This window comes from Janthinobacterium sp. PSRC1-1, from assembly GCF_049897525.1.
In the GTDB taxonomy this organism is placed as follows: domain Bacteria; phylum Pseudomonadota; class Gammaproteobacteria; order Burkholderiales; family Burkholderiaceae_D; genus Janthinobacterium; species Janthinobacterium tructae.
The window spans coordinates 74,533-97,161 of record NZ_JAFCWK010000006.1; the positions used below are offsets into that span (position 1 = coordinate 74,533).

14 protein-coding genes are annotated in these 22,629 nt (G+C 64.3%); 12 read left to right on the forward strand and 2 right to left on the reverse strand.

What is annotated here, in order from left to right; all coding sequences use genetic code 11:
- Window positions 1-41 precede the first annotated feature (41 nt).
- From ACP7DW_RS14685 to ACP7DW_RS14725, 9 genes are all read left to right on the forward strand, one after another.
- Window positions 42-1,400: an efflux RND transporter periplasmic adaptor subunit gene (locus ACP7DW_RS14685; RefSeq protein ID WP_426055448.1), complete on the forward strand. Its 1,359-nt coding sequence runs from the start codon at window positions 42-44 to the stop codon at window positions 1,398-1,400.
- Window positions 1,397-4,516: an efflux RND transporter permease subunit gene (locus ACP7DW_RS14690; RefSeq protein ID WP_426055447.1), complete on the forward strand. Its 3,120-nt coding sequence runs from the start codon at window positions 1,397-1,399 to the stop codon at window positions 4,514-4,516. The genes ACP7DW_RS14685 and ACP7DW_RS14690 overlap by 4 nt, the downstream gene beginning before the upstream one ends.
- Complete coding sequence (locus ACP7DW_RS14695; RefSeq protein ID WP_426055446.1) at window positions 4,513-7,761, forward strand: efflux RND transporter permease subunit; 3,249 nt, start codon at window positions 4,513-4,515, stop codon at window positions 7,759-7,761. The genes ACP7DW_RS14690 and ACP7DW_RS14695 overlap by 4 nt, the downstream gene beginning before the upstream one ends.
- Window positions 7,758-9,182, forward strand: coding sequence for an efflux transporter outer membrane subunit (locus tag ACP7DW_RS14700; protein WP_426055445.1), 1,425 nt, complete (start codon window positions 7,758-7,760; stop codon window positions 9,180-9,182). Before ACP7DW_RS14695 ends, ACP7DW_RS14700 begins: the two co-directional genes overlap by 4 nt.
- Before the next feature lie 103 nt (window positions 9,183-9,285).
- Window positions 9,286-11,901 (forward strand): chemotaxis protein CheB, encoded by a 2,616-nt coding sequence (locus ACP7DW_RS14705; protein WP_426055444.1) that lies wholly within the window; start codon window positions 9,286-9,288, stop codon window positions 11,899-11,901.
- Window positions 11,898-14,027 (forward strand): PAS domain-containing sensor histidine kinase, encoded by a 2,130-nt coding sequence (locus ACP7DW_RS14710; RefSeq protein ID WP_426055443.1) that lies wholly within the window; start codon window positions 11,898-11,900, stop codon window positions 14,025-14,027. Before ACP7DW_RS14705 ends, ACP7DW_RS14710 begins: the two co-directional genes overlap by 4 nt.
- Window positions 14,028-14,114: 87 nt before the next feature.
- Window positions 14,115-16,271: a S46 family peptidase gene (locus tag ACP7DW_RS14715; protein WP_426055442.1), complete on the forward strand. Its 2,157-nt coding sequence runs from the start codon at window positions 14,115-14,117 to the stop codon at window positions 16,269-16,271.
- 185 nt (window positions 16,272-16,456) lie between these two features.
- The gene (locus ACP7DW_RS14720; RefSeq protein WP_426055441.1) at window positions 16,457-17,215 is read left to right on the forward strand and encodes a substrate-binding periplasmic protein; all 759 of its coding nucleotides are present in this window, start codon (window positions 16,457-16,459) and stop codon (window positions 17,213-17,215) included.
- A gap of 106 nt (window positions 17,216-17,321) precedes the next feature.
- Window positions 17,322-17,855, forward strand: coding sequence for a hypothetical protein (locus tag ACP7DW_RS14725; protein WP_426055440.1), 534 nt, complete (start codon window positions 17,322-17,324; stop codon window positions 17,853-17,855).
- Window positions 17,856-17,936: 81 nt separating this feature from the next.
- Here ACP7DW_RS14725 and ACP7DW_RS14730 read toward each other — a convergent pair whose 3' ends face one another.
- A complete protein-coding gene (locus tag ACP7DW_RS14730) occupies window positions 17,937-18,572 on the reverse strand; it encodes a TetR/AcrR family transcriptional regulator (protein WP_426055439.1) in 636 nt (211 codons plus the stop codon).
- Between the two features lie 67 nt (window positions 18,573-18,639).
- Here ACP7DW_RS14730 and ACP7DW_RS14735 point away from each other — a divergent pair, with 67 nt between their 5' ends.
- The 3 genes from ACP7DW_RS14735 to ACP7DW_RS14745 all read left to right on the forward strand — a co-directional run bounded on the left by ACP7DW_RS14735 (window position 18,640) and on the right by ACP7DW_RS14745 (window position 20,431).
- Entirely contained in the window at window positions 18,640-19,164 is a 525-nt protein-coding gene (locus ACP7DW_RS14735) for a DUF2867 domain-containing protein (RefSeq protein ID WP_426055438.1), read from the forward strand.
- 107 nt (window positions 19,165-19,271) lie between these two features.
- Entirely contained in the window at window positions 19,272-19,883 is a 612-nt protein-coding gene (gene pnuC / locus ACP7DW_RS14740) for a nicotinamide riboside transporter PnuC (RefSeq protein WP_426055437.1), read from the forward strand.
- Entirely contained in the window at window positions 19,883-20,431 is a 549-nt protein-coding gene (locus ACP7DW_RS14745) for an AAA family ATPase (RefSeq protein ID WP_426055513.1), read from the forward strand. Before pnuC ends, ACP7DW_RS14745 begins: the two co-directional genes overlap by 1 nt.
- On the opposite strand, the gene ACP7DW_RS14750 is transcribed toward ACP7DW_RS14745, so the two are convergent.
- Window positions 20,428-22,584: a TonB-dependent siderophore receptor gene (locus tag ACP7DW_RS14750; RefSeq protein WP_426055436.1), complete on the reverse strand. Its 2,157-nt coding sequence runs from the start codon at window positions 22,582-22,584 to the stop codon at window positions 20,428-20,430. The two genes, ACP7DW_RS14745 and ACP7DW_RS14750, sit on opposite strands and share 4 nt — an antisense overlap.
- Window positions 22,585-22,629 lie beyond the last annotated feature (45 nt).

The window sequence follows — 22,629 nt, forward strand, 5'->3', positions numbered from 1 at the left end:
CCACAGACTCGCCGTGCCAGCGGCGTATACAAGGATAAGCGATGGATTCGCAGACAACACCCCCTACCCCGCGGCGCAGCCGCCGTTCGAAAATCGTCGGCACGGTCATCGCGCTGGCCGTGATGGCTGCGCTGGGGGGCGGTGCCTGGTACCTGACCCACTCGGGCACCAGCGTCCAGGGCAGCCCCGGCATGGGCGGCCCTGGCGGGCCAGGCGGCCCCGGCGGGCGCCGTGTCGGTCCATCGACCACCGTGGGCGTGGCCACGGCCGTCAAATCTGACTTGCCCGTGGTGCTCGATGCGCTGGGCACGGTGACGGCCGCCTCCACCGTGACGGTGCGCCCGCAAGTGTCGGGCATTTTGAAGGAGCTGAAATTCAAGGAAGGCGGCATGGTCAAGGCGGGCCAGGTGGTGGCGCAGATCGACCCGGCGCAGTTCGAGATGGCGCTGATGCAAGCCACGGGTCAGCGCCAGCGCGATGAAGCGCAGCTGGAAAACGCGCGCCTGACCCTGAAACGCTATCAAACCCTGCTGGGCCAGGATTCCATCGCGCGCCAGGAGGTCGATACGCAGGCCGCATTGGTGAAACAGCTGGAAGGCACCGTCATGACGGACCGCGCCGCCGAAGGCACGGCCAGACTGAACCTCGGTTATACCAAAGTGGTGTCGCCGATCAGCGGCCGCGCAGGCCTGAAGGTGGTCGATATCGGCAATCTGGTCAGCACCAGCGACGCGGGTGGCGTGGTGGTGGTGACGCAGTTGTCGCCCATCGACGTGCAGTTTTCCGTGCCACAGGATAAAGTGCAGACCATCCAGGAACGCCTCAATGCCGGCTCGGCCCTGCCGGCGCTGGCGCTGGATCGCACGCGCACGCATACGCTGGACAAGGGCAGCTTGAGCGCGCTCGATAACCAGGTCGACGTGCAGACGGGTACCGTGCGCGCCAAGGCCCGCTACGCGAATGACAAGATGGCCCTGTTCCCCAGCCAGTTCGTCAACGTGCGCCTGGAACTGGGCAATATCACGGGCGCCGTGCTGGTGCCCGTCACGGCCCTGCGCCACAGTAACAACGGCGACTTCGTGTATGTGCTGAAAGCCGATAAAACCGTCACCGTGCGCATGGTCACGCGCGGCCAGGCCACCACCGATATGGTGGAAATCCGCGCCGGCCTGGAAGCGGGCGAACAAGTCATCACGGAAGGTGCCGACCGCCTGAAGGAAGGCGCGAAAGTCACCCTGGCGGGCGACAAGCCTGCCGGCGCGCGCGGTGCAGGCGCCGGTGGCGCAACGGGCGCGAACGGCGAACGCCGCCACCGCCGCCAGCCGGCTGACGGCGCGGCCAGCGCCTCGGCACCAGCGAGCGCGCCTGCGGCCGCTCCTGCGAAGGGCGCGGCGCAATGAGTCCATCGACTCCCTTCATCAAGCGCCCCGTCGCCACGGCGCTGCTGATGCTGGCCATCGTGCTGGCGGGGCTGGTCGGCTTCAAGTTCCTGCCGCTGGCCGCCTTGCCGCAGGTGGACTTCCCCACCATCCAGGTGCAGACCCTGTACCCGGGCGCCAGTCCCGAAGTCATGGGGCAGACCGTCACGGCGCCGCTGGAGCGCCAGTTCGGACAGATGTCGGGTTTACAGCGCATGAGTTCCACCAGCGCGGCCGGCGTCTCCCTCATCACCCTGCAATTTACCTTGGGCCAGACCCTGGACGTGGCCGAGCAGGAAGTGCAGGCCGCCATCAACGCGGGCGGCTCGCTGCTGCCGACCGACTTGCCGGCGCCGCCCGTGTACGCGAAGATCAATCCGGCCGACGCGCCCGTGCTGACCCTGGCGATCACCTCCGACACGATGCCGCTGACGCAGGTGCAAAACATCGTTAACACGCGCCTGGCGCTGAAGATCAGCCAGGTCAACGGCGTGGGACTGGTCTCGCTGTCGGGCGGCCAGCGTCCCGCCGTGCGCATCCAGGGCGATACCAAATTGCTGGCCTCGTACGGCCTCGGCCTCGACAGCCTGCGCACGGCCATCGCGGCGGCCAACGTCAACAGCGCCAAGGGCAGTTTCGACGGTCCCACGCGCTCGTTTACCATCAACGCCAACGATCAATTGGTCACGGCGGAAGACTACAAGCGCCTGATCATCACCTATAAAAACGGCGCGCCCGTGCGCCTGCTTGATGTCGCCAATGTCGTCGACAGCGCGGAAAACACGCGCCTGGGCGCCTGGTCGGGCAAGCGGCCGGCCATCATCCTGAACGTGCAGCGCCAGCCCGGCGCCAACGTCATCAAGACGGTCGACGCCATCAAGGCCCTGCTGCCGGACTTGCAGGCCAGCCTGCCGGCGGCCATGAAGCTCGACGTGCTGAGCGACCGCACCACGGGCATCCGCGCCTCGGTCGAGCACGTGGAAATGGAACTGCTGTTGTCCGTGCTGCTGGTGGTGCTGGTGATCTTCGCCTTCCTGCACAGCCTGCGCGCCACCGTGATCGCCAGCCTGTCCGTGCCGATCTCGCTGATCGGCGCCTGCGGCGTCATGTATCTGCTCGGCTACAGCCTGAACAACCTGTCCCTGATGGCGCTGACGATCGCCACCGGCTTCGTCGTCGACGACGCCATCGTCATGATCGAAAACATCGCCCGCTACATCGAAGAGGGCGAAACGCCGATGGCGGCCGCCCTGAAGGGCGCGTCGCAGATCGGCTTTACCATCATCTCGCTGACGGTGTCCTTGATCGCCGTGCTCATTCCTCTGCTGTTCATGGGCGACGTGGTGGGCCGCTTGTTCCGCGAATTTGCCATGACCCTGGCCATCACGATCCTGATTTCCGCCGTGGTGTCCTTGACCCTGGTGCCGATGATGTCTGCGCGCTGGCTCAAAAGCCGTGCCGATGACAAGGTCAGCGCCACGGGCCAGCGCATCCAGGCTTTCCTCGACCGCGTGATCGTGCAGTACGACCATGCGCTGGTGTGGGTGCTGAAACGCCAGGGCCTGACCCTGCTCGTCGCCCTGGCCACCTTGCTGCTGACCGTCATCCTGTACATCACCATCCCGAAAGGCCTGTTCCCCACGCAGGACACGGGGCAGCTGAAGGCGCGCATCGAAGCGTCGCAAGCCGTCTCGTACGAGCGCATGGCCACCTTGCAGCAGGCCGCCGCCAGCGCGTTGCTGGAAGACCCCGCTGTCGATACCTTGAGTTCCCTGGTCGGCGTCGATGCGGCCAACAACACCATGCTGCACACGGGCAGCATGCTGATCAACCTGAAGCGTCCGCGCAGCGGCAATCAGGACGAGATCATGGAACGCCTGCGCGACCGCGTGGCCAAGGTGGCCGGCGTGACCCTGTATCTGCAGCCGACGCAGGATCTGACCATCGATGCGGAATCGGGCCCGACGCAGTACCGCGTTTCGCTGGAAGGGGCTGATACGGCCACCGTCACCGAGTGGGCCGCCAAGCTGGCGGCGCGCATGCGCGAGCAATCGCAGCTGCGCAACGTCGTCACGGATGCGGGCGCCACGGGCGCCGCCGTCACCGTGGCCATCGACCGCGACAGCGCCGCGCGCATGTCGGTGACCACGGCGACCGTCGACGACGCCTTGTATAACGCCTTCGGCCAGCGCATCATCTCGACCATTTTCACGGAAACCAACCAGTACCGCGTGATCCTCGAAGCGCAGCCGGGCATCGTCACCACGCCGGCCGACCTGTCGGAACTGCAGGTGCGCACGGGTTCCGGCAAGTCGACGCCGCTGTCCGCGTTTGCCAGCGTCAGCGAAAAACAGGCGCCGCTGCAAATCACGCACGTGGCGCAATACCCGGCCACGACCCTCGGCTTCGACACGACGCAAGGCGTGGCGCTGGGCAGCGCCGTCGACGCCATCCGCCAGGCGGCCAAAGACATCGCCTTGCCGCCATCGGTGACCTTGACGTTCCTCGGCGCGGCCGGCGCGTATGAAAATTCGCTGTCGAACCAGCTGTGGCTGATCCTGGCCGCCGTCGTCTGCGTCTACATCGTGCTGGGCGTGCTGTACGAAAGCTATATCCACCCGCTGACGATTCTGTCGACCCTGCCGTCGGCCGGCGTGGGCGCCTTGCTGGCGCTGATGATTTCCGGGCAGGACCTGGGCGTGATCGGCATCATCGGCATCATCCTGCTGATCGGCATCGTCAAGAAGAACGCCATCATGATGATCGACTTTGCCATCGAGGCCGAACGCGATGAAGGGAAAAGCCCGCAGGAAGCCATCCACCAGGCGGCGCTGCTGCGTTTCCGCCCGATCCTGATGACCACCCTGGCGGCGCTGTTCGCGGCCGTGCCGCTGATGCTGGGCTGGGGCGAGGGCGCCGAGCTGCGCCGTCCGCTGGGCCTGGCCATCTTCGGCGGCCTGATCGTCAGCCAGGTGCTGACCTTGTTTACCACGCCCGTCATCTACCTGGGCTTCGACCGCCTGGGCCAGCGCTTCGCGCGCAAGACACGTGGCGTGAGCCTGGACAAGCCGGCCGATAACGCGGGGAGCGCCGCGTGAACCTTTCCGAACCGTTCGTCAAGCGCCCCATCGCCACCGTGCTGCTGACCATCGGCATCGCGCTGGCGGGCATCGGCGCCTTCTTCGTGCTGCCCGTCTCGCCGCTGCCGCAGGTCGACTATCCGACCATTTCCGTCAGCGCCAGCCTGCCCGGCGCCAGCCCCGCGACCATGGCCACCTCGGTGGCCACGCCGCTGGAGCGGCGCCTGGGCGTGATCTCCGGGGTGAACGAGATGACGTCGTCGTCGGGCACGGGGTCGGCGCGCATCAACCTGCAGTTTGACCTGAACCGCAAGATCGATTCGGCCGCGCGCGAAGTGCAGGCCGCCATTGCCGCCGCGCGCGTGGATTTGCCGGCCACCCTGCGCAGCAATCCCACCTACCGCAAGGCCAATCCATCCGACGCGCCCGTGATCATCCTGGCGCTGACGTCGAAAACGCGTACGCCGGGCCAGATCTATGACGCCGTCTCGAACCTGGTGCAGCAGAAGGTGGCGCAGGTCAAAGGCGTGGGCGATGTGGAACTGGGCGGCGGTTCGCTGCCGGCCGTGCGCGTGGAACTGCTGCCGTACCAGCTCAATCACTATGCCGTGTCGATGGAAGACGTGCGCGCGGCCATCCAGGCCAGCAACGCCAACCGTCCCAAGGGGGCGATTTCGGGCGATGAGCGCAGCCTGCAGATCTATTCGGGCGCCAGCACGGCCTCTGGCGGGCGCAGCGCCGCCGACTACCGCAGCCTGGTGGTGGCATGGCGCGACGGCGCCGCCATCCGCCTCGACGACGTGGCCGAAGTGGTCGACGGCGTGGAAAACAACAATACCCTGGGCCTGTTCAATGGCGACCCGGCCGTCATCGTGCTGATCACGCGCCAGCCGGGCGCCAACGTCATCGCCACGGTGGACGGCGTGCGCGCGCTGCTGCCGCAACTGCAGGCGCAGCTGCCCGGCGACATCAAGCTGCAGGTGGCGTCCGACAGCACCAATTCCATCCGCTCCTCGCTGCACGAGATCGAATTCACGCTGATCCTCTCCATCGTGCTGGTCGTGCTGGTGGTCAGCGCCTTCCTGCGCAGCGTGCGCGCCACCATCATCCCGGCCGTTGCCACCATCGTCTCGCTGCTGGGCACCTTTGGCGTGATGTACATGCTGGGGTTTAGCCTGAACAACCTGTCGCTGATGGCGCTCACGGTGGCCACCGGCTTTGTCGTCGACGATGCCATCGTGGTGCTGGAAAACACGCAGCGCCACATCGAGGCGGGCATGGACCGCTTCAAGGCGGCCCTCCTGGGGGCGCGCGAAGTGGGTTTCACCGTACTGTCGATCAGCCTGTCGCTGGTGGCTGTCTTCATCCCGCTGCTGTTCATGGGCGGCCAGGTGGGGCGGCTGTTCCGCGAATTTGCCGTCACCCTGTCGGCCGCCGTGATGATTTCGCTGGTCATTTCGCTGACCACCACGCCGATGATGTGCGCCTGGCTGCTGAAAAGCGGCCAGCAGCACAAGCCACCTGGCGTTGTCGCGCGCTGGTTCGAGCGCGGTTTCGAGCGCATGCTGACAGTGTATGAACATTGCCTGGACTGGGCTTTGTCCAGCGCCGCGCTGGTGATGACGATCCTCGTGTTCGTCGTCGGCCTGAACGTGTATCTGTTCGCGGCCGCGCCCAAGGGCTTCTTTCCGCAGCAGGACACGGGCCAGATCAACGGCGGCATGCGTGCCGACCAGAGCATCTCGTTCCAGGCCATGCAGGGTAAACTGCGCCAGCTGGTCGACATCATCAAGGACGATCCGGCCGTCGCCACCGTCGTGGGATTCACCGGCGGGGGCAGGGCAGGGGGCGGCTTCATGTTCATCGACCTGAAACCGGCCGCGCAGCGCACCGACAAGGGGCAGGCCGTGATCGCCCGTTTGCGTCCGCAACTGGCCAAGGTGACGGGTATTTCCCTGTTCCTCAACCCCGTGCAGGACTTGCGCATGGGCGGGCGCTCCAGCAACTCGACCTACCAGTACACCCTGATCAGCGACAACCAGGCGGACCTGAAGAAATGGGCGGCGAAACTGGCCGACCAGATGAAGCTGCAGCCGGCCCTGATCGACGTCGACACGGACCAGGCGGAAAACGGCGTGGAAACCTTTGTCAGCATCGACAAGGACCGCGCCACGCAGCTGGGCGTGCAGGTGCGCGACATCGACAATGCGCTGTACAACAGCTTCGGCCAGCGCCAGGTGGCGACCATCTACGATGAGCTGAACCAGTACCACGTGATCATGGAAGTGGCGCCGCGCTATGCGCAAAGCCCGGAAGCGCTGCGCTCCGTGTACGTGCCGGCCTCGAATGCGGCCGCCGTCGCGGCCACCGCCACGACAGCAACCACCAGCACCACCAGCGCCGTTGCTGCGACGACGTCCAACACGACGGCGGCGCGCGATCCGTCCAGCGGCTCGGCCCTGTCCACGACCCTGGCGCACATGGTGCCGCTGTCCTCGTTCAGCAGCTTTGCCGAAAGCGCGACGGCCACCTCGATCAACCACCAGGGCGGCGAGCTGGCCACCACCGTGTCGTTCAACCTGGCCGACGGCTATCCGCTCAGCGACGGGCAGGCCGCCGTGGCCCAGGCGGAGTCGGAAATCGGCATGCCGGTCAACGTGCGCGGCAGCTTCCAGGGGTCGGCCAAGAGCGCCCAGGACAGCAACAAGGAGCAGCCGCTGCTGATCCTGGCGGCCATCGTGGTGATCTACATCGTGCTGGGCATCCTGTACGAAAGCCTGATCCACCCGATTACCGTGCTGTCGACCTTGCCCTCGGCAGGGGTGGGCGCCGTGCTGGCCTTGCTGCTGTTCCGCATGGAGTTTTCCATCATCGCCCTGATCGGCGTGTTCCTGTTGATCGGTATCGTCAAGAAAAATGCTATATTGATCATCGACTTCGCGCTGGAGGCCGAGCGTTCGCGCGGCCTGACAGCGGTGGAAGCGGTGCGCGAGGCATGTTTGCTGCGTTTCCGCCCCATTCTGATGACCACCCTGGCGGCGGCGCTTGGCGCCTTGCCGCTGGCGATCGGTTTCGGCGAGGGGTCGGAGCTACGCCAGCCCTTGGGGGTCGCCATCATCGGCGGCCTGATTGCCAGCCAGTTACTCACATTGCTGACCACCCCGGTGGTCTACATCCTGCTCGACAAGCTGCGCACGCGCGGCGCCGACGAGCAGCAATTGAGCCGCATTCCTGGGCCAGATAACCCGAGCACACAATCATGAAGCAAGTAAAACCTATCGTATCGACCGTCCCCGCACGCCACCTGCTGGCATTGGCGGCGGCCGCAGTTCTCCTGGCCGGTTGCGCCGTCAGTCCCGCGTATGAAACGCCGACGGCCGCCGCGCCGCACACGTTCAAGGAGGCGGCCGGCTGGCAGCCTGCCGTGCCGGCCGACACCCTGGAGCGCGGTCCCTGGTGGACCCTGTTCGGCGATGCGCAGCTGAATCAGCTGGCCGAAGGCATTGAAGTATCGAACCAGAACGTGGCCGCCGCCATCGCCTCCTACGAGCAGGCGCGCGCGCTGGTGCGCGAACAGCGCGCCTCGCTGTTCCCGACCGTGAATCTGACGGGCAACGGTGCCCGCTCCGGCGGCGGGGGCGAGCAGCAGACGAACAACAACTTCAAGGCCGCCATCGGCGCCTCGTGGGAACCGGACATCTGGGGCCGCCTGCGCGCCGGCGTATCGGGCGCCGACGCCAGCGCGGCCGCCAGCGCGGCCGACCTGGCAGCGGCGCGCCTGTCGGCGCAGGGCGAGCTGGCCATCAATTATTTTTCGCTGCGCCAGAGCGATGCGCAGATCGCGCTGCTCAATTCGACCATCGCCGGCTACCAGCGCGTGCTCGACATCACCAGCAACCGCTTCAATTCCGGCATCGCCGCCAGGTCCGACCTGCTGCAGGCGCAGACGCAGCTGGCCAATGCGCAGATCGATCTGTCGAGCCAGACGCGCGCGCGCGCGCAGCTCGAACACGCGATCGCCATCCTGCTGGGGAAGGCGCCGTCCGACTTCAGCCTGGCCGTGGCGCCGTGGACGCTGACCGTGCCCGAGGTGCCGCTGGGCGTGCCGTCGACCCTGCTGCAGCGCCGTCCCGACATCGCGGCCGCCGAGCGCAGGGTCGCCGTGGCCAACGAGCAGATCGGCATCGCCCGCTCGGCCTACTATCCGAGCCTGAACCTGACGGGATCGTACGGTTCCGGCGCCAGCCGTGTCGGCGACCTGTTCAATGCTTCGTCGAGCCTGTGGTCGCTGGGCGTGTCGGCCGCGCAAACGCTGTTCAACGCGGGCGCCACCACGGCCAGCGTGGACGCGGCCAGGGCGGGGCATGCGGCGGCCGTGGCGCGCTACCGCCAGACGGTATTGAGTGCCTTTGGCGCCGTGGAAGACCAGTTGTCGGCCACGCGCGCGCTGGCCGAGCAGCTGGCCTTGCGCCAGCAGGCGTCATCCGCCGCCGACCAGGTGGAGCAGCAGATGCTGAACCGCTACAACGCGGGCCAGGTCGGCTACACGGACGTGGTGACGGCGCAAGTGACGGCCCTGTCGGCGCGCCGTTCGCTGGTGCAGGCGCAGGCGGACCGCCAGACGACGGCCGTGGCGCTGATCCAGTCGCTGGGCGGCGGCTGGCATGTGCCGCAGGCGCAGTAGGGGGACGGGCGCAGGCGAAAACACCTGTGCCAATTTCACGTTTACCTGCGCATCTTGAGTGCTAAAATGCAAGATTATCAATCCCCAGCCTGACGGTTTTGCCGTGGCTGCACTCTTGCAGACGATGACGCGCAGCAAATATAGCAATACATCCGTTCCCGAGGTGGCCACGATCGTGTTTCCAGTGGTGGCCATCGGCGCTTCCGCCGGCGGACTCGATCCCATCGTCGCCTTCCTGGCGAATGTGCCGCAGGAAAGCGGCATTGCCTATGTGGTGATCCAGCACCTCGATCCCACGCAAAAGGCCATGCTGCCCGAACTGCTGCAGCGCGCCACCAGCATCCCCGTCACGGAAATCACGCACCAGGCGGAATTGCGCCCGAACCATATTTATGTGATTCCATCGAACGCCGACCTGGGCCTGTCGAAAGGGCGCTTCCAGCTCAGCGAGCCGGTGCAGCTGCGCGGCCACCGCCTGCCCATCAATAGCTTTTTCGAAAGCCTGGCGGCCGAGCTGGGCGAACTGGCCGTCGGCGTGATTTTTTCCGGCATGGGCAGCGACGGCACGCGCGGCTTGCAGGCGATCAAGCAGGCCGGTGGCCTGACCCTGGCGCAGCATCCCGACACGGCCAAGTTCGACATGATGCCGCAAAGCGCCATCGCCGCCGAAGTGGTGGACCTGGTCGATTTCCCCGACAAGATGCCGGAAAAGATACTCACCTACCTGTTTCGCAGCAGCTTCCTCAGCTTGCCGGGGCGTGAGCCGAACGGGCGCAATTCCTTGCAGGAAATTGTCGCCCTGCTCTCCGAACATACGGGCAACAGCTTTACGGACTACAAGATCAATACCGTGCTGCGCCGCATCGAGCGGCGCATGAGCTTGTATCAAATGACGTCGATGGACGAGTACGTGCCGTATTTGCGCGCCAATCCCGCGGAAATCGACTTGCTGTTCAAGGAATTGCTGATCGGTGTGACGAGTTTTTTCCGCGACCCCAAGGTGTGGGAATACCTGAAGATGGTGGCCTTGCCGCAATTGCTGGCGGCGCATCCGGACGGGCGCGCCTTCAAGGCCTGGGTGCCCGCGTGTTCGACGGGCGAGGAAGCGTATTCGCTGGCCATGGTCTTCCAGGAAGTGGTGGCCGGCATCAATCCGCCGTCCAAGTACAGCCTGCAGATCTTTGCCACCGACCTGTCGGCTGACGCCATCGACCGCGCGCGCCAGGGCCGCTTTCCGCACAGCATCAGCAGCGATGTGTCGGCCGAACGGCTGGAGCGCTTCTTCCTGCGCGACAAGAGCGACTACCACGTGAAAAAAGAGATCCGCAACACGATCATCTTCGCCCAGCAAAACATCATTTCGGACCCGCCTTTCACCAAGCTCGACATCCTGTGCTGCCGCAACCTGTTGATTTACCTCAATGCCAAGCTGCAGCAGCGCTTGATTCCGCTGTTCCACTATGCGCTGAAACGCGACGGTATCCTGCTGCTGGGCAGCGCCGATACGCCGGGCCACTTTTCCGACCTGTTTTCACCGCTGACCACGTCGACCCGGCTGTATCGCCGCCTCGACAATCTGGCGCGCCAGCGCCTGCCCACGTATTTCCCCACCAAGGTATCGTTGGCATCCCCCCCTACACCTAGCGACACGAGAGAAGTCAGCATGACCGGAAAGATTCAATCCCATGTCGAGCAATTATTGCTCCAGAAGTACTCACCGGCCGCCGCGCTGCTGAACCAGGATGGCGACATCCTGTACATCAATGGCCGCACGGGCGCTTTCCTGGAGCCGGCCGCTGGCAAGGCCAACTGGAATATCCACGCGATGGCGCGCGAAGGCTTGCGCTACGAACTGGCCGGCCTCATCAAGCAAGCCCTGCAAAGCGAGAGCGTGGTGCGCCTGAAGGGCCTGGTGGTCAGGGACCACCTGGGGCAATCGCTGGGCGTGGACCTGAGCGCCGAGGCGCTGAGCCAGCCCGAGTCCTTGCGCGGCATGGTCTTCGTCACGTTTTCCAGCGTGCCGCTGGTGGCCGAGGCACGACGCGGCCGCTCGCCCAATCCCAAGGTGCTGGAGCTGGAACAGCAGCTGGCGCAGGCGCGCAATGAAATCCAGGCCGTGCGCGACGAGATGCAGACTTCGCGCGAAGAGCTGAAATCGGCCAACGAGGAGTTGCAATCGACCAATGAAGAGCTGCAATCGACGAACGAGGAATTGACCACCTCGAAGGAAGAGATGCAGTCGCTCAACGAGGAGTTGTATACGGTCAACGCGGAGTTGCAATCGAAGGTCGATGATTTGTCGCTGGTCAACAGCGACATGAAGAACTTGCTCAATAGTACCGATATCGCCACCATCTTCCTCGACAGCGATCTGCGCATCCGCCGCTTCACGGCGCCGGCCACGCAAATCTACAAGCTGATCCAGACGGACTTGCGCCGCCCGCTCAGCGACATCGTCAACGATCTCGACTTCCCCGACCTGGAGACGGAAGCGCTGGAAGTCATCCGCAGCCTGGTGTTCTGCGAACGCCAGGTGCCGACCAAGAACGGGCGCTGGTACAACGTGCGCATCATGCCGTACCGCACGATCGAAAACGTCATCGATGGCGTGGTGGTGACCTTCATCAACATTACAGAATCGAAACTGCTGGAAGCCCAGTTGCGGCAAATCCAGTCCGGCGCCGCGGCAGACGGAAAAGTGGGAGAGAGGGCGTCATGAGCGAACCATTCGACGACGGGGGCGGGCCGGCCAGCTTGCGAGAACAGGCCGAGCAATTGGCGGCGCTGCAGCGCCAGTCCGTAGCGCCGCCGCAGTCGAATGAAGAGGTGATGCGCCAGCTGCATGAATTGCAGGTCAGCCAGATTGAGCTGGAAATGCAGAGCGCGGCCCTGGCCGAGCTGGAACAGCTGAAGAATGAATTTGAAAGCAGCCGCGACCGTTACGCGCAGCTGTATGAACAGGCGCCCGTCAGCTATTTTTCGCTGGCGCGCGAGGGCGTCATCACGCGTGTCAATGTGGCGGCCTGCGGCTTGCTGCAGCGCGACAAGAACCAGCTGCTGGGGCGGCGTTTCGAGCAATTCGTCGCGCCGCAGGCGCAGGGCGGCTTCCGCCGCTTCCTCGATGCCGTCTTTACCAGCGGCGCGCGCCAGGTGCTCGAAGCGCAACTGTTCGAAGGCGAAGCGGGCGGCATGGGCGGCATGGTGCGCATCGAGGCCAATTTCGACGCGGCCAGCGCCACGGCGCGCATGCTGGTGACGGACCTGGGCGACGAGCTGGCGCGCGAATCGGCACTGCGGCGCGCCTTCGTCATCCTCGATACCATCCGCGAAGGCGTGCTGGTGACGGACAGCGCCAACCGCATCATTTCCGTCAACCCCGCCTTTACTGCCATCACCGGCTACCAGGCGGAGGAAGCCATCGGGCGCGATCCGTCCTTCCTCGGCGGCGGCACGCATTTGCCGCATTTTTATGCCGCCATGTGGCGCAGCCTGCACCAGGATGGCAGCTGGTATGGCGAACTGGTGAACCGGCGCAAGAATGGCGAGCGCTTCGTCGAATCGCTGTCGATCACGCCCATGCGCGCCGCGGACGGCAGCATCAGCCACTTTGTCGGCGTGTTTTCCGATATCACCGAGCGCAAGCTGGCCGAAGCGGACTTGCGCGAACTGCACCGCGAACTGGACCAGCGCGTCATCGACCGCACGGCCGAATTGCTGCGCGCCAACCAGCATCTGCAGCTGGAAGTGCAGCAGCGTGAGCGGGCACAGGAAGCCTTGCGCGATGCCGAGCGCTTCTTTCACGCCACCATCGATTCGCTGACGGACCGGGTGCTGGTGCTGGACCAGGCGGGCAGTCTCGTGCATGCCAACAAGGCGTGCCTGGCCTTCGTCGGGCAAACGCCACGGCCGCTGCAGTACCTGGAATTCTGTGAGACGGACCCGCGCTGGCAACGCAGCGCCGGACGCGAGCTGTCCGCCGGCATCCGCGCCGTGATTGCGGGCACGGCCGACACGTTTGCGCTCGAGTATGAATTTACCACGCGCTCAGGCCCCCGCTGGTCGCAGGCCAGGATCAGCCGTTTCCTCGGTGAAGGGCCGCTGCGCGTGGTGGTGGCGCATACGGACATCACCGAGCGCAAGTTGATGGATAGCGCGTTGCGCCAGTCGCATGCGCAGCTGCGCCAGCTGGCGCTGCACCTGGAAACGGCCAAGGAAGACGAGCGCAAGCGCATTTCGCGCGATATCCATGATGAACTGGGGCAAAACCTGCTGGCGCTGCGCATCGATATTTCCATGCTCAGCGCGCGCACGGAAGGTTCCCATCCGCGCCTGCACCGCCGCGTTGGCGCCGTGCTCAGCAATGTCGACACCACCATCAAGAGCGTGCGCGGCATCATGAACGAGCTGCGCCCGATGGCGCTGGACCTGGGCTTGCAGGCCGCCATCGAATGGCAGGTGGGTGACTTCCGCAAGCGCAGCGGCGTCGTTTGCCGCCTGCTGATACGCGACGAGGCCCTGTTTGCCGCCATCGGCAGCCAGGTCGAGATCGTGCTGTTCCGCATCGTGCAGGAAGCGCTCAGTAACGTCATGCGCCATGCCCAGGCCAGCCAGGTCGAGATCGAGCTCAGTTCGGATGCCTGCGCCGTGTATGTGGTCATCAGCGACAACGGCATCGGCATCACGCCGCAGCAGCAGCGCAAGAAGCAGTGCTTTGGCCTGATCGGCATTACCGAACGCGTGACGGCGCTGGGCGGCCACTTCGAGGTGGGCATGCCGGCCTCGGGCGCCGGTTGCCGTTTGTCCCTGCAGATTCCCTTGCCGGGGGCGGGGCGCCCGGCCGCCTGATACAGAAATTGCAATGGGTTAATTTTTGCCGACTCAGGCCCCTGTGACAGGCTATACTTTCGCCTGCTATTTATGGAGGGGCATATCTTGTTCAAAACAATCGTTTTACCAGTCGCCTTGTTGGGCGCGTTCGCCGGCGCACACGCCGACGAAGGGCAGTGGCAACCACACCAGCTGCCACAGCTGAAAGCTGACCTGAAACGGGTCGGCATCGAAATACCTGCGGAAAAACTGGCCGACCTGAGCAAGCATCCGATGAGCGCCATCGTGTCGCTCGGCGGTTGCTCGGCCGCTTTCGTCTCCGACGCGGGCCTGGTGGTGACGAACCACCACTGCGCGTATGGCGCCATCCAGCGCAATTCCACGCCGGAACACAATTACATCACCAACGGCTTTCTGGCCAAGACGCGCGCCAGCGAGCTGCCGGGCGGTCCGAACAGCCTCGTGTATGTGACCGACAAGGTCGAGAACGTCAGCGAGCGCGTGCTGAAAGGCTTGACGGCCGACATGACGGGCCGCGCGCGCCACGAAGCGGTGGAAAAGCGCGTCAAGGACTTGATCGCCGAATGCGAAACGGACAAGATGTACCGCTGCTCCGTGCCCGCCTTCCACCGCGGCCTCGAGTACTACCGCATCCGCCAGATGATGATACGCGACGTGCGCCTGGTGTATGCGCCATCGGACAAGATCGGCAACTTCGGCGGCGACATCGACAACTACGAATGGCCGCGCCACACGGGTGACTACTCGTTCCTGCGCGCCTACGTGGGCAAGGATGGCCGTCCGGCCGACCCGTCGCCCGACAACGTGCCGTACCAATCGAAGGACTTCCTGGTGGTCTCGGCCGAAGGCTTGAAGGCCGGCGACGGCATCTTGCTGGCGGGCTACCCCGGCCGCACCAGCCGCTACAAGCTGCCGGCGGAAATCCGCTTCGCGCGCGATACGGCCTTCCCCCTGAAAGTGTCCGAACTGCAAGCGGACCTGGCCGTGATGGCCGACGCGACGCAGGGCGACGCCGCCTCCGCCGTGCGTTATGCCAGCGTGGTGAAAAGCATCAACAACGTGCTGAAGAAAACCCAGGGCCTGCTCGACGGTTTCGCGCGCAAGGACATCGCCGCCATCAAGGACGTGCAGGATGCCGAATTCCGCGCCTGGTACGCAAAACAGCCGAACGTGTCGGCTACCCTGCTGGCCGAACTGGACGCGGCGATCGCCAGCGACATGGCCTTGAGCGAAGAAGAGTTCGCCTGGTCCGTGGCCACCAACAGCGACTTGCTGAAAAGCGCGCGCACCATCTACCGCCTGTCGCTGGAGCGCCAGAAAGCGGACGCCGAGCGCGAATCGGGCTTCCAGCAGCGCGACCTGGCCTTCATCAAGGCCCGTTTGGCCCGCCTGGAACAGTCGTATGTCAACCAGGTTGACCAGGCGCGTTTTGCAGCGGGCCTGAAGCGTTACGCGCAACTGGCCGCGAAGAGCCATCCGCAAGGACTGGACGCGCTGCTGCCGGCGCCAGCGGCCGTGGCGGCGCTGTACCAGCAGACGCAACTGGCTGACACGGCCAAGCGCCTGGCCTGGCTGGAAAAGGACCAGGCCGCTGTTGCCCGGTCTGACGACGCCTTCATGGCGCTGGCCGTCAAGCTGCAGCCAGTGGAAATGGCGCTGGAAGAGCGCCGCAAGGAAATCGACGGCAACCTGGAACGCGTGATTCCGCAATACATGCAAGCCGTGATTGCCTGGAAAAAGTCGCAAGGCAAGCCGGTGTATCCTGACGCCAACTCGACCCTGCGCGTGACCTACGGCACCGTCTCGCCGTACTCGCCGCGCGATGGCATCACCAAGGGACCGTTCACGACCGTGGAAGGCATCGTCGAAAAAGTCACGGGCAAGGCCCCGTTCGAAGCGCCGCAAGGCTTGATCGACGCCGTCAAGCAAAAACGCTACGGCCAGTTCCGCGACCCGGCCCTGGGTACGGTCCCCGTCAACTTTTTGACCAGCGCCGACACCACGGGCGGCAATTCCGGCTCGGCCGTGATGAACAAGCGTGGCGAACTGATCGGCCTGAACTTCGATTCGACGTATGAATCGATCACCAAGGACTGGTACTTCGACACGGCCATCACGCGCGCCATCCACCTCGACATCCGCTACATGCTGTGGGTGATGCAGGAAGTGGACCATGCGGATAACTTGCTCAAGGAAATGACGATCAAGTATCCGAAGCCAGTAAAAGCAGCGAAGAAATAACTATTTCCAGCTGAGCTGAAAGCCGCATCCGCCGCAGGGCCGATGCGGCTTTTTTACGGCGGCGCCTTTCGTGCTGTTCCGGCATCACAAAAATGCCGGGAAACTGATCGGCATATAATGCATCAAGGTGTAGCGGGCATACACTATGCGCGGGACCCATTGTGTTCACGAATCTGAAAAAAGTGATGGAAATGAAAGTTGTCAGGCTGTTGGCCATAGTCGCGACCCTGCTGGCGCTGCCTTGCCTGGCGATCGGCGCCCCGCTCAGGATTGCGACCATACTCGGTGCGCCATGGGGATTCATCGGCAGCGACGGCCAGCCCACGGGCATGATGTACGAAATCGGTAACCGCATCGCGGAAGTCGCCGGCTTGCGCTACACCAACTCCCTTGTCCCTTATCCCAGAACCGCCGCCGATATTGAAAACGGGATCGCCGACGTGACCATACGCTTCGGCAACGAACAAATGACGCGCGGCGCCGTGCCGGTAGACGTGGTCGTGTCGATGCCTATCATCCTCGTCGGCCCGTCCGGCAAGAATTACAGCAAGCTGAGCGAACTGCATGGCAAGACCGTCGGCGTGGTACGCACCAGCAAATATGTGGAGCAATTCGACACCGACAATGCGATCCAGAAGTATCCCGTCAATGACTACGTCACCATGGCAAAAATGTTGGCCATGCGACGACTGGACGCGGGGATAGGCTCCAGCCTGGGCCTGTATTACGGCGCGTACCTGGCTGGCGTGAAACCGGAAGACATTGGCGTGCCGCTTGTGCTGGGCAGCAATGATCTCATTTTGTTTGTTTCCAAGAAAACCGCACAGCCGGAAACGACGCGGGCACTCAAAGAGGCGCTCAAGAAACTCTCGGCCAGCGGCGAGATCAGGCAGATCATGAGCAAATACAGCAAGTCGTTCAGCGTCAACCTGCCACCGAGATAAGGCGTTCCTGGCGCCCGTGCGCGCACGTTACGCATGCTGCCGCTCTGGAAGCGCCACGTATAATTGCTTGTATCAATCACCGCCCCCTTTTTCGACCGGACAACCGATGCCCCCGACTCCCGCGCTACCACTTGATTGGCAAACATTTGAAACGGCGTACGACGTCGAAGCAACCTTGTTCAAGCTGGCCAGCGCATCGCTGGCGGCGCTGGGCGCGTCCCCATTCAAGGACCAGGCATTCTCCGCCTTTGCCTTCAACGCCGTCTCGTTTCCCTCCCTTTCGCTGAGCTTTGACACCGATCCCGCTAACCGGCAGCGCGATGACTATCCTCCGGACTGGTCGAACGAGTGCATGGAAGACGATGTGCCGGAAATCGGCCAGCTGTGGGAGGCGGGCCACGCAAGGATCGAAGGCGCGTTGCGCGAGCTGATCGACGCCGCCGATGACGAACTGCTCTGCGCCATCGAAGAGGGCTATCTGCACAGCCTGAGGAAAACCATGGTGCGGCTGGAAGCGCGTCATGCTTTCGAGCAGATCAAGACGTGTGCGCCGTTCTGGACCGTGGTCACGCAAGTCGATGCCGATACCGATGAAGAGGAACGGCTGCTCGAGCAAGTGCGCCAGGGCCTCCTTGCGTGAGCTTGCGCCGCCATTGTCTGCTCTGAATGAGGGCAGGACGGACATGCAATCGGCACCTGTGCTGCTGGTCACTGATTCATTTTATTGCTGTTCTCCCGCTGCCTGATGCGCCTGCCGCAACGCCGCCACCGGCAACTGAAAAAAGCGCGGCACCATCGCTGGCGACAGCTCGTCGCCGCTGTCCGCCATGGCCAGGCGACCGCTCAGCAGCAGCATCACGTAGCCGTGCCCCAGCGACCAGCCGGCGCTGGCGGCGGCCTTGTCCCAGCGCGCATCGAGGCCCGCCTCACGCACGGCCGCGCCGGCCGTCTGCAGCACATACTGGAAGCACGCTTGCGCCGCTTGCTGCAGGGCGGGGAACTGGCGCACGTCCTGGTGCTCGAACATCAGCCGGTAGTGGGCCGGTGCGGCCAGGGCGAATTCGATGTATTGCTGACCCAGCAGCTGAAAACGCTGTTCGGCGGGCAGGCTGCCCGGTGGCGGCAGTTCCGTTTCCCATTTGGCGATCAGGCTGGCGAAGCCGGCCGCCGCCACGTCGGCCAGCAAGGCTTCCTTGCTGGGGAAGTGGCGGTACACGGCGGCGATCGATACGCCCACCGTGCGCGCCAGTTCGCGCAGCGAGAGGGCGGCATCGTGCTGCTGCGCCAGTTGCGCGATGGTGGCGGCGACCAGGGTGTCGCGCAAGTTGCCATGGTGATAGGTGCTCGTCGTTGTCATTTTATGTTATCGCTGTTCACATTGTCGTGTATGATGGCCATGTTATCACTGAACACATGGAGAGCACATGCAAGAGATGAACATCGCCGTCCGCGCCGTGGCCATGCCGCCCGGCGCCAGCATCGCCCCCTTGTACCCGGGCAGCAACCTGGCCGACGCATATGCCGTCGCGCTGCCGACTGCGCGGGCGCGCCAGATGGACATGGAAAGCCTGGCGCGCATCCTGCTGGGCAGCCAGCCGGGCTGGGCGCGCAAATTGATGGTGCTGCGCGACGTCATCGTGGCGCGCTTCGGCATCCGCACGGCAAAGCAGATGGAAGCCAGGCCAGGCAAGCGCATCGGCATCTTCCGCATCTTTGCCGTCAGTGACGACGAGATCATCGTGGGCGAGGATGACAGCCACCTCGATTTCCGCCTGTCGGTGCTGCGCAACCGCGACGCGGGGCAGGAACAGTTCGGCAGCATCACCATGTCCAGCGTCGTGCATTGCCACAATTGGGTGGGGCGCGCCTACATCCTGCTGATCCGGCCTTTCCACAAGCTGATCGTGCGGCGTTCGCTGGCGCGCGCCGTCAAGGGCGGCTTTGCCTGAACCGATGAAGGATGGGCTTGGCAGGGAAGGGGGCGTGACGGCGCGGGCAATCTTGCTTATTCATGGCCGGTATTGCATACTGCGCCACCAGCCTCATCACGATTCCCATGAACGATACGCTTCTCCTGCTGGGTTTTGCCACCACGCCGCTTGAACTGATTTCCTTTGTCCTGGCACTGACAACCGTTGCGCTGAACATCCGCCAGAACCACTGGGCGTGGCTGTTCGCCATCATTTCCTCGGCCGCCTACGGTGTCGTGTTTTTCGAGTCGCGCCTGTATGGCGACATGGCCTTGCAACTGCTGTTCATCAGCGTTTCTTTCTGGGGCTGGTACCAGTGGCTGCATCCGGCCAGCGGCGGCAAGACGCTGCCCGTCACGCGCCTGAACGGACGGGGCTGGCTCGCTTGCGCCGCGGGCTGGCTGGTCGGCTTCCTGCTGATCGCCTGGCTGCTGACGACGACGGACACCGACGTGCCGCATGCGGATGGTTTCCTCACGGCAGGCAGCCTGGTCGGGCAATTCCTGTTGTCGCGCAAGAAGCTGGAAAACTGGATCGCCTGGATCGTCGTCGACGTGCTGTATGTCTGGCTGTACCTGCACAAGGGCCTGACCCTGACGGCCGTGCTGTATGGTTTCTTCGTCGTGATGGCCATCATCGGCTTGCTGGCGTGGAAAAAGTCGGCACCGGCCGCGCCCGATGCGATGGTTCTCAAGTGATGGCGCCTTGCGTGCGCGTAGCGATCCTGGGCGCGGAATCGTCGGGTAAGTCGACCCTGGCGGCCGCCCTCGCCGAGCGCTACGGCACCGTCTGGGTACCGGAATACTTGCGTGAATTCGTGGCAACGCAGGGCAGGGTGCCCGTCTCGGCCGACCAGTTTGGTATTGCGCGCACGCAAGTCGAACGCGAAGCGGCAGCCGCTGCGCAAGCCCGGAACTATCTGTTTTGCGATACGACACCGCTGATGACGGCCGTCTACAGCCGCCATTACTTTGATGGCGCCGACGCGCAGCTGGCGGCGCTGGCCGATGCCACGCAGTACGACGTGACGTTGGTGACGGCGCCCGACAGCCCGTGGGTGGCCGACGGCTTGCAGCGCGAGTCGGAAGCCGTGCGCCAGCTGATCTACCGCTACCTGCTCGACGAGCTCGACGCGCGCGGCATCGTCTACCACGTGCTGCACGACAGCCTGGCGGCGCGCCTGGAACAGGCGGCGCCTTTGCTGCGGCAGGCGCTCGCTGCGGCGCCTGCCATTTCCCTCAATTAAAAGTCAAACTGCGCTGAAAGCTTGAACGTACGGCTGGCGCCAGGATACAGATAACCATCCGATTCCGGCGTCACGTCGCGCCAGTAGAACTTGTCTGCCACGTTGTTGACGCTGGCGCGCAGCACGGCTGCCTTGCCGGCGATGCGCGTGGCCCAGGCGGCGCCCAGGTTGAACACGTGGTACGACGGCACGAAGGTCGTGTTGTTGTACTCAAACGCTTTCTTGCCCGCATATTCCCAGCTGCCATTGACGCTCAAGCCCGCCACTTGCTGCACGGCGTAGTCCGCATGCACGGCCGCCTTGAAGGCCGGCACGTTGGGCACGCGCTTGCCGTCGAGCGATGCTTCGCCCGTGTTCGACTGCTGGCTGTTCAGGGCCGTCAGCGAGACGCCCAGGTTCAGGTCGCGGGTCGCCTTGCCTTGCGCGGACAATTCCAAACCACGGTGCTGCGCCTGGCCTTCACGCACGAAGTAGCCGGCGGCATTCTGGAATTCCAGGCCCTTGCGGATCTGGAACAGGCTGGCCGCCACCATGAAATCCGGCGTCACGTCCATCTTCATGCCCAGTTCGATCTGCTTCGAACGGCTGGGCGATAATTCCACGTTGGCATTCATCGCCTTGCGGTCGGCCGTGCCGCCATGTTCCATGCCCTGCGAGTAGGCCGCGTACACGGAGACATTGTCGAGCGGGGTGTAGACGAGCGAGACGTTGGGCAGCAGGAAGTCGTGCCTGGCGCGGATTTCCGTGGCTGCCTTCAGCACATACTGATAGCCATCGACGTTGATATGACGCAAGCCGCCATGCAGCTTCCAGTTTTGGGTCAGGCTGACGATATCCTGCACGAAGACGGCGTTTTCCGTATCCTTGCGCACCAGGCGCACGGGGCCCGTGACGCCGGGCGACGTGCCGACGATTTGCGGCTGATAGATGTTGCTCACGCCCACCCAGTCGTACACGTACAGGCCGGCCCGGTCCTTGCGGCGGAAGGTCGAGACGCCGGCCGTGAATTCATGGCGCAGGCTGCCCGTGGCGAACTTGCCCTGGATCATGGCTTGCGCGCTCAGCGGCTTTTTCGTCTCGCCCAGGCTGCGGTAGTCATACACGTCGTAGTCGCCATTGCCGCAGAAGCCAGGGTACAGGTCCTGTCCGCTGCAGCCGTACGGGAAGGCCGTGTAGTCGTCGCGCTTGAACGAATGCTGGTTGGCCGACAGGGTGGCGTGCCAGTCGTCATTGAAGGCGTACTGGAAGCGCAGGCCGATATTGCTGGTGACGGTTTCCACGGGGCGCGTCCAGGGCTGCCGGTTGAGCATGGCGTCGGCGCTGATGCCGGTCGGCAAGGTCGTGTTATTCAGCAGCTGGAAGCCGGGCGCCGTCGCCTGCGCCTTGTCCTGGTAGTCGGCATCGAGCTGCAGCAGCGCTTGCGGCGAAATCTGCCAGTCGAAGGCGCCGGAAATGAACTTGCGGTTGCCGTCCGCACCCTTGATGTAGGAGCGCAGGCGCTCGGCCGCCACGTTGACGCGGTAGCCGAAACGCGTGTCTTCCAGGCGGCCGCCCAGGTCGACGGCGCCGTACAGGGTGCCCCGCTCGCGCGTTTCCACGGTGACGGTGCGCAGCGGCGCGTTGGTCGGGCGCTTGACGATGAAATCGATCACGCCACCGGGCGCGGCCACGCCTGCCTGCAAGCCGGCCAGGCCCTTCAGCACTTCGATGCGTTCCTTGTTTTCCAGCGGAATTTGCGTGTCGCCGGGAATGGCCACGCCATCCTTGCGGTAGCTGGAATTGTTGTCGAGCTTGAAGCCGCGGATGGAAAATTGCTCCGCATAGCCGACGGCGTTGTAGGCGTCGTTGATGCTGGCGTCGAGCTTGACGGCATCGCTGAGATTGCGGATCTGTAAATCCTGCATGTCTTTTTGCGAAATGACGGTGACGGACGCCGGCGTCTGCAGCAGCGGCGCGTCGGCAAAGCCGCCGACGGAGGCGCGCCTGACGGCAGGCGCCTTGCTGGCCGTGACGACGACTTCAGCCATGCTTTGCGTGTCGGCCGGCGCTTCGGCGCTGTCATTTGCAGCAAAGGCGGGCGCGGCAAACGCGTGCAGGATGGCCAGGGTCAATACAGGACGGGAAAAATGCGCAGATAAATTCGGTGTGGACATAGATTGCTCGTGGTTCAAGCCGTCTCGGGAAAGAGCACGGCAGGC